General features: G+C 55.6%; 9 protein-coding genes. 7 read left to right on the plus strand and 2 right to left on the minus strand.

Annotated elements, in window-relative coordinates:
• The 3 genes from AWM69_RS22400 to AWM69_RS22410 form a co-directional block, all read left to right on the plus strand.
• Positions 1-354: hypothetical protein (locus AWM69_RS22400; RefSeq protein ID WP_256930494.1), on the plus strand; the 354-nt coding region annotated here is incomplete at its 5' end.
• Complete coding sequence (locus AWM69_RS22405; RefSeq protein WP_010657466.1) at positions 351-611, plus strand: hypothetical protein; 261 nt, start codon at positions 351-353, stop codon at positions 609-611. The genes AWM69_RS22400 and AWM69_RS22405, both read left to right, overlap by 4 nt.
• The gene (locus AWM69_RS22410; RefSeq protein ID WP_218728557.1) at positions 608-856 is read left to right on the plus strand and encodes a hypothetical protein; all 249 of its coding nucleotides are present in this window, start codon (positions 608-610) and stop codon (positions 854-856) included. The genes AWM69_RS22405 and AWM69_RS22410 overlap by 4 nt, the downstream gene beginning before the upstream one ends.
• Before the next feature lie 31 nt (positions 857-887).
• Here AWM69_RS22410 and AWM69_RS22415 read toward each other — a convergent pair whose 3' ends face one another.
• Positions 888-1,307 carry an entry exclusion protein 1 gene (locus tag AWM69_RS22415; protein WP_218728559.1) on the minus strand — a complete coding sequence of 140 codons (420 nt, stop codon included), beginning with the start codon at positions 1,305-1,307 and terminating at the stop codon, positions 888-890.
• 1,520 nt (positions 1,308-2,827) lie between these two features.
• On the opposite strand from AWM69_RS22415, the gene AWM69_RS22420 reads away from it, so the two are divergent.
• The gene (locus tag AWM69_RS22420) at positions 2,828-3,250 is read left to right on the plus strand and encodes a hypothetical protein (RefSeq protein WP_073510843.1); all 423 of its coding nucleotides are present in this window, start codon (positions 2,828-2,830) and stop codon (positions 3,248-3,250) included.
• Between the two features lie 52 nt (positions 3,251-3,302).
• Here the strand turns inward: AWM69_RS22420 and AWM69_RS22425 are convergent, their stop codons facing one another.
• Entirely contained in the window at positions 3,303-3,545 is a 243-nt protein-coding gene (locus AWM69_RS22425) for a hypothetical protein (RefSeq protein ID WP_073510841.1), read from the minus strand.
• Between the two features lie 322 nt (positions 3,546-3,867).
• Here AWM69_RS22425 and AWM69_RS22430 point away from each other — a divergent pair, with 322 nt between their 5' ends.
• The 3 genes from AWM69_RS22430 to AWM69_RS22440 all read left to right on the plus strand — a co-directional run bounded on the left by AWM69_RS22430 (position 3,868) and on the right by AWM69_RS22440 (position 5,228).
• Entirely contained in the window at positions 3,868-4,095 is a 228-nt protein-coding gene (locus tag AWM69_RS22430) for a CopG family transcriptional regulator (RefSeq protein ID WP_073510839.1), read from the plus strand.
• Positions 4,079-4,345, plus strand: coding sequence for a type II toxin-antitoxin system RelE/ParE family toxin (locus AWM69_RS22435; RefSeq protein WP_073510837.1), 267 nt, complete (start codon positions 4,079-4,081; stop codon positions 4,343-4,345). The genes AWM69_RS22430 and AWM69_RS22435 overlap by 17 nt, the downstream gene beginning before the upstream one ends.
• Before the next feature lie 673 nt (positions 4,346-5,018).
• A complete protein-coding gene (locus AWM69_RS22440; protein WP_086799859.1) occupies positions 5,019-5,228 on the plus strand; it encodes a hypothetical protein in 210 nt (69 codons plus the stop codon).
• Positions 5,229-5,356 lie beyond the last annotated feature (128 nt).

Consider the following 5,356-nt stretch of genomic DNA (forward strand, 5'->3'; position numbering starts at 1 on the left):
CTGTGGGCCACTGACTCGGATAAGGACGCCACCGCCATGCCGTTACCCGTCACGCCCTATTATGAGCGCCGTCTGCGCGACCTGCGCACGCTATCCCCTGCGGCTGCCGCACTGGCCGAGCGCATCGCCTTGGACCTGCAGCCGCAAATGCTGGCCACCTCGACCGAGACGTTGGAGGCGCAGTTACTGGATCACCTGCAGGAAGTGGCTGAGCAACAGACGCGTTGTGTGACTCGACTCTGGGACTGGTTAAACGCCGTGGTCAGCGCCGGAGCGCTGACGCCACCACAGGCGGCAGCGTTTGCCTGTGAAGCCGCGACCTTGGGCGGCCCGTCCGGAGTGGTGCCCGAATGAGCGGCCGTTACGGTAACGGCAGCGACCCGTTAGCCGCGATCAGTACGTCGCCTGAAGTGCTGGCCACACTGCGCCGTCGAATGACTGCCATCGAGCTCGCCGCCGACACCCTGCAGGTGCATCTGGCCAGCGAGCGGGCGCAAGGTTTTGTTGAGATGCTGGAAGAGCTCAAGGTGCTTAAGCCGGCCGACATTGAAAGCCTGTACCTGATCATTGATGACGCCGCTCAGGCGCGCGTCACGGCGTTGCTGCTGTGATCGGGGACGGGATTCACGAAGACGCGCTGCAGCACCTGGTGCAACAGAACGCGGTCAGGGAGTTTGTCGTTGGGCGCGATGCGAGTCGGACGAAATGGACGTTTTCGGTACGCCTCGGCGGGCCGCACTCGCGGCTGATTCCGGTGCGCTCACGGCGCGAAGCGATTCGTACCTGGGCCAGCCTGACGGCAGTGGGGCGGTTTGCCGAAGGGCTCGGCGTGCGAGGCTTTGCGGTGGAACTATGAAGTTTCGCGCCCGCGAAACTGGCCACGGCTTTTAGTTATCGAGAGCGTCGAGCAAATTTGCCCAAGTAGGGGCTTCCCCTGGCTTCGCGTTGTGAGGCAATGCAGGTTTAGGCTCAGGTTTATGCTCGATCAGCCGAAGTGATTGTTGCAGCTCTTGTATCTCTGCACGCAGCAATCGAACCTCTTCAACCAACGAGTGTAGGGCTGGGTGTAAGGCGCCCATTTCAGGTGTAGGGGAAGTGTAGGGCGAGGGTGTCGGGTCAAGTGTAGGGCGGTGTAGGGTGATCCCCTGTGGTTCGCCATAAACGCGGATCATTTCTGATAGGTCGATAACCTTTTGCCCTTTACCGTCTAGGCCAGCAGTTACGCGGCCTTTAGACACGGCCTCATGCAATGTTGAACGGTGTAAACCGTAGAGTTTTGCCATGCGGCCGATGGTTAATTTTGCCATGTAGGGCAGTGTCGGGTTCTGTCTGTAGGGTGCCCTACAGTCTACTGCTATTTATGAGACTTAACCGACCATTCCCTAACGCGGTCCGGTGGACCTTGTTGGCTACCGTGCTGGTAGGCAGCACAGCTGCCAGACCCACACGGCAGCTTGTGAAAGACACAGGGTTTGCGCTGAGCGAGCAAACGCAATATCTTTGGGTAATAGATACATAGCATTAAAACGAAAAAACCCTGCCAAGGCAGGGTTTCATTCGGGCCAGCGGCGACTGCAATCGCTCTGGCCAAGGTCTCGGGGAATCTCTGCTTTTCGGTGCGGGGAACGAGACCTGGTAAGCCAATTCTGTCGGGAAAACTCCCGTCTGTCCAGCTTCCAGCCTCCCCCGACACCTCTTCCCGACGCTTGGAATCAAGATGCTTTGGGCCCGGGAAGTAATAGCTGCCGATCAAGGGGATCTCTTCACGGCAGCCGGTATAGCCGGTTAGGTGCGACCCGCAAGGGCGAGAAGGCAATGGCAGGGCAGCGTAAAAACCCAACCACGGGCGCTGTCACTGTCCTAAAACCCACCAACCGCCAGACGCCGAAGAGGGCAGGGGGCGCAGTGGTAAACAATCCCCGAAAGTCTGGAACGCCTGTTGGGAGTGGGAGCCGGGTGGTCGCACCTGGAACAAAATCCTCACTGCGTGGAGTCATGCGAGACGCTTTTTTTAAAAGCCGATCGTAGGGGCTCCCACGCCAGTGGGAGCCATCAAGTGCGTCGCGTAGCCATCATTGCTCGTGCTCTTGTCTCTCAGGGTTATTACCCGCTTTGGATCTTTCCCAGCGAGTGGGGGTCCCCCTTTAGGGGGTCGAGCTGGTGAGCGCGTAGCGCGAATGCTCTTGGCTTTTTGCCCTTTTGTACCTTTTCACCTTTATACCTCTCCTATTGGCGTTCTATTGCTGAAGCAATAGCCAACGCAATAGAACGACCAATAGAACGCCACATAGATAATCCAAGACAAAAGCAGAGCAACAGCGCGCCATCCCTACGGTCTGTCGTGGCCGCCCTGCGGGACGCCCAAACCTTCCGGGGGAGCGCCCCGTCAGGCTTTCAGGGTTCCGACTCGCTGCGCGAGCCTCCACCCTCTTTCCTCCCCTTCGCCCTGGACGGGCTTGTCTCGAAAATTCACCCGCGTGCGCGCCCGGCAAAGCCGGACCAACCTGCATTCTCCAATTGCGCGACGTCTCGTTGCGGTCCTTTGTCCCTTTCTCTACTGCTACATCGCGAATCCAGGTTGGTCCGGTTTCACCTGACGCGCACGCAAGCGGTGCGGCCGGATGCTTCGCACCCTGATTCCGCCCTGAACGGGCTGCACCAGGGCAGAACGGAAAAATTCGGACTGGGGTCCATTTTTTCTCACCCCCCTCGTTGGCTCGGGTGATGTCTGTCCAGCTGTTTCCGCCGTCTTCGACGACGGTTTATCAGAGCGGCTAAGGCCGCTCTGGACGCGTTACCATGCGATTTTCGCTTGGGAGCAAACCTCATGCAGCGCTTAGCTAAACCTTCGGACTACGTCCGACAAGATATTCTCGGCCAATCGACCTATGTGCTTCCTTGGGAGCAGCGGCTGTGCCCGGGAAATCCTACGGATGATCCTGCGCTTGGCGCTAAGCTTTACAACGAGTTTGCCTGTGCTGCCGCTCAGGGTGTCATGCCGCGCTCATCAGCCGAACAGATGGCCGACATCGTTGATTGGGTCATAGCTACCCCTGGCGAAGCCGCGCGCTGTTTGGCTGCTGATCTCGCAGCGACATACCAGGGCAAGCATCAGTTTCGAATGGAAGATTTGGAGCTATGGGACGAGGAAACCAAGCCGCACCGAGCGCACCTGATTTTTCATAACGAGGATATTCGTGACTTGTCTGCTTCACGGGTGATGGCTTTGCGTGAGCGCCTAGCCTGCTGACTGAGCTCAAATTTTAGCCGCTAAAATTTGAGCCATGCAAACCAGTAATTTGTTAAATACCAGTCGTTGATGGACTGGTGGTGGCGATCCTGCTAGTCAGCTCAATGTTGTCAGAACAAAGCATGTCGGACTGATCTATTAGATCGTTTTGCTCATTCTCCAGGACGGCAATCTTCGTGGGATTTGGTGCGGAGGCGGCTTGTTCTTGATCAATCAAGGAGTCCAGTTCGGAGATCTGCATCAGCAGACGGCTACGGGCTACATCGTAGTTGGCCCATTTTCTGACAAAAGTCATAGCGGTAGCTCCAATGAGGTCTGGTTAAACCGAGCACGCACCTGTTTGGAGCCAAATCATGAAAAATGATTGATTAATGGCTATTTGGCGTCTCACCGGTACATCAAATACGTATTAAAAACGTATTAAAAGCGTATGAAGGGCTTATTTTTTTCGAGGAGAAAAGAAGCTAGTGCAGGATAGGCATCCGCGCCTCGTTTGTGCCACAAACTGCTGCTAATAGGACATTCATTAAATGCGATCCCTACAAAAATAAGCCTCATATTTGCCTCCTATACCTATGTGATACAATGAATACATGTATTACATAGGAGGCTACAGCATGGCGACTTCCATTCGACTGGCGCCCGAAACTGAGCAGCGCCTCGATTTCTTGGCGAGCAGTACCGGGCGTACCAAAGCGTATTACTTGCGTGAAATCATCGACCACGGCCTTACCGACTTGGAGGATTACTACCTCGCGGCGGAAGTCCTGGAGCGGGTTCGTAAAGGCCAAGAGGTCGTACACTCAGCTGCGGACGTAAGGAAGTCTCTTGGTCTGGACGATTGATTACACCGACACGGCCAAGACTCAGTTGCGCAAGTTGGATAAGCAGGCAGCCAAGCGCATCCTCGATTTTATGGATGAGCGGGTGGTTGGCCGTGATGATCCGCGCAGTACGGGCAAAGCCCTGACCGGCCCATTGGGTGGTTTGTGGCGTTATCGCGTCGGCGATTTTCGGGTGATCTGCGACATCCAAGATGGCGCCTTGCGGATTCTGGTGGTGCAGTTGGGCAACCGCCGTGAGGTATACCGGTAGTGAAGTAACTCACAAACAGAAAGGAACCCCCTCAATGCCTACGACCAACAACGACCTACCCAACCTAGCCAGTGACGATCCGTTGCAGCCTTTGATAATGGAGAGCTTGCGCAGCTTGATACTCGAAAGATCGGGGCCAATTACTTGGGAGGTTGGTGATACTTGGGTGGTGTACGACGGCGGAGAGTGGAGGATAGGGGCTGATGAATGGGCGACGCAGGATCAGGTCCGCGAGTTGATCGTCGCAACTGGCGGGGTGGTCAAGTTGAGAGACTACGCATAACACCGTTATCGTTAAATTTCCGTACAACTCCCACCAAGCGGCAGGTTTTCTGGTGACCATAAGACCAACACTATTAGCCGTCCTGCTTGAGGAGATTCAAGACCCAATGCAGCGCTGCCCTCAGGGCTTCACGTGCTAGCAGCTCTACCAACCATTGTGCTGCGGTTTTGAGACGTACCTTGTTCATGTATTCACCTCCATTAGTTCTTACTACTAAGGGAGACATAAGCAGCAGGACGTCACCGACAGCGCGCAATATGTAGGGCTAATTGATAAAAACGGTCGTACCGAGTCCTTATGAAAGCCCCCCTTACCGGGACTTGGTTCATGGCACTATCCAATGACTGGCCATTGGCTACACTCGGCCATCACCTACAAGGAGTCGTACCGATGGCGATTGAAGGCACCAAAGCACTGAAGACTGTCAGAAATGAGGCTCAGGCACAGGAACTGATAAACGAAGGCTGGTTGCTGCTGGGTCTGTTCGACCGCCAGGACGGTACTGACCAGTACGTGGAGTACCACTTGGGTTTTCCTAAAGAAGCCACGAAAGGTCAAGCCGGTGTATTTCTGCCAAAACGGATGCGATCGGATGGCTAAGGTTGAGTTCCAATAACGCCGCTTATGTTTAAAAGGCCCCCACATTTGAGAGAGTGCTGGGGGCCTTTTTTTCTGGGCACGGAAACCACACCCCTCCTACACTGGTACGCCAGACCCCACCTCTGTGG

Source organism: Pseudomonas sp. D1HM, assembly GCF_019266105.1.
Lineage (GTDB): Bacteria > Pseudomonadota > Gammaproteobacteria > Pseudomonadales > Pseudomonadaceae > Aquipseudomonas > Aquipseudomonas taetrolens.

Bases quoted from the DNA above. Each gene is read 5' to 3' on its own strand.
- AWM69_RS22415 (WP_218728559.1), bottom strand. From the start codon at position 1,307: ATGGCAAAATTAACCATCGGCCGCATGGCAAAACTCTACGGTTTACAC.
- AWM69_RS22425 (WP_073510841.1), bottom strand. From the start codon at position 3,545: ATGACTTTTGTCAGAAAATGGGCCAACTACGATGTAGCCCGTAGCCGT.
- AWM69_RS22405 (WP_010657466.1), top strand. From the start codon at position 351: ATGAGCGGCCGTTACGGTAACGGCAGCGACCCGTTAGCCGCGATCAGT.
- AWM69_RS22420 (WP_073510843.1), top strand. From the start codon at position 2,828: ATGCAGCGCTTAGCTAAACCTTCGGACTACGTCCGACAAGATATTCTC.
- AWM69_RS22440 (WP_086799859.1), top strand. From the start codon at position 5,019: ATGGCGATTGAAGGCACCAAAGCACTGAAGACTGTCAGAAATGAGGCT.
- AWM69_RS22430 (WP_073510839.1), top strand. From the start codon at position 3,868: ATGGCGACTTCCATTCGACTGGCGCCCGAAACTGAGCAGCGCCTCGAT.